General features: G+C 59.5%; 2 protein-coding genes. Both read left to right on the forward strand.

Annotated elements, in window-relative coordinates; translation table 11 throughout:
* Positions 1–219 precede the first annotated feature (219 nt).
* The gene (locus ACH2EI_RS11760; RefSeq protein ID WP_395160136.1) at positions 220–927 is read left to right on the forward strand and encodes a dual OB domain-containing protein; all 708 of its coding nucleotides are present in this window, start codon (positions 220–222) and stop codon (positions 925–927) included.
* Positions 924–1,456 (forward strand): DUF488 family protein (locus ACH2EI_RS11765; protein ID WP_395160138.1); only part of this gene is annotated, 533 nt, incomplete at its 3' end. The genes ACH2EI_RS11760 and ACH2EI_RS11765, both read left to right, overlap by 4 nt.

A 1,456-nucleotide genomic window follows, 5' to 3' on the forward strand; every position in this document is an offset into this window, starting at 1 on the left:
ACTTGGAGTGCGCCGGGGGGCGAATAGCACGTGCACCTCGGAGCCGGGTTCGCGTTTGGATCGCTGAGAGTGCCCCGTTTGGTGGTCCAGTCGACCGCCGGGACCAATTTGCGCGACGTAAGACCAACCCTAAGCTTGCGCGCTCTGTACGATCGTTGCCATGGGACCCGCCCCTAGATTCGTGATCCGGTTCACCCTGCCGGAGCTCGGGGCGCGCGGATGACGACCACAAAGCGGATCGTTTGCCTAGCAAACTCCCGCAAGCTGAGCGGACGTTGCGTCGCAGGACGCGAAATGCTGGATACGGGCCCGGGTGAATGGATTCGCCCCGTGAGTAGCCGATCACACCAAGAGGTGTCGGAGCGCGAGCGCCAGTACCAAGACGGTGCCGACCCGCGGGTGGGTGATCTGATTCTTGTTCCACTACTGAACAGGCAGCCGAGCACATTCCAGCAGGAGAACTGGCTACTCGATCCGACGTACTACTGGAGCTTCGAAGGACGGATGAAGTGGCCCGAGATGGCCGCCCTGAGTCAAGAAGGAGGTCAACTCTGGATCAACGGCCACCACACCTTCCACGGGCGACACGACAAGATCCCGCAAACACTCGCTGACGAGCTGAAATCATCGTTGACGGTCATTCGGGTCGCAGGACTTGATCTGACGGTGCTCGCTCCGAGCGAGGCGTTCGGCAATCCAAAACGTCGAGTTCAAGCCAGGTTCGAGCACGCCGGCACTGAGTACCGCTTCTGGGTAACAGATCCAGACCTCGAACGCTCGTATCTCCAGAAGCAGAACGACACTTACCGGCTTGGCGAATCTCTCCTCACGATTAGTCTTGGTGAACCGTTTGAGGGACACACGCACAAGCTTGTCGCAGCGGTTATTCGACGTCCCCGAATCATTCGAAGAGGTACACGATCATGATGACTCCGCGGACCGTGTTGACCGTCGGCCACTCCGCTCACTCGCTCGACAGCTTCATCGCTCTGCTCGCGCAACATCAGGTGAGCGCGATCGCCGACGTGCGATCTACGCCCTTCAGCAGATTCACACCACAGTTCAACCGAGAGTCCGTAAAGCAGGAGCTTGCTCGACACAAGGTCGGCTACGCCTTTCTGGGTCGCGAGCTGGGAGCACGGTCAAACGATCCAAACTGCTACGAGGATGGTCGAGTGCAGTACGCACGACTCGCCGCAACCAAATCGTTTCACGAGGGGATCGAACGGCTACGCACCGGGGCGGACCGGGATCGCATCGCACTGATGTGCACAGAGAAGGACCCACTTGACTGCCATCGAACCCTGTTGGTAGCGCGTGCGCTTCACGAAGAGGGCGTGAACGTCGAACACATACACGCCGACGGACATCTCGAGACGCACGAGGACGCCATGCTCCGCCTGCTCGACAAGTTTGGCTTGCTCCAGGCGAATATGTTCCGCACCAATGACGATCT

Source organism: Ilumatobacter sp. (assembly GCF_041688325.1).
Lineage (GTDB): Bacteria > Actinomycetota > Acidimicrobiia > Acidimicrobiales > Ilumatobacteraceae > Ilumatobacter_A.

Excerpts from the sequence above, each read along its gene's own strand:
- ACH2EI_RS11760 (WP_395160136.1), top strand. The coding sequence starts at position 220 with ATGACGACCACAAAGCGGATCGTTTGCCTAGCAAACTCCCGCAAGCTG.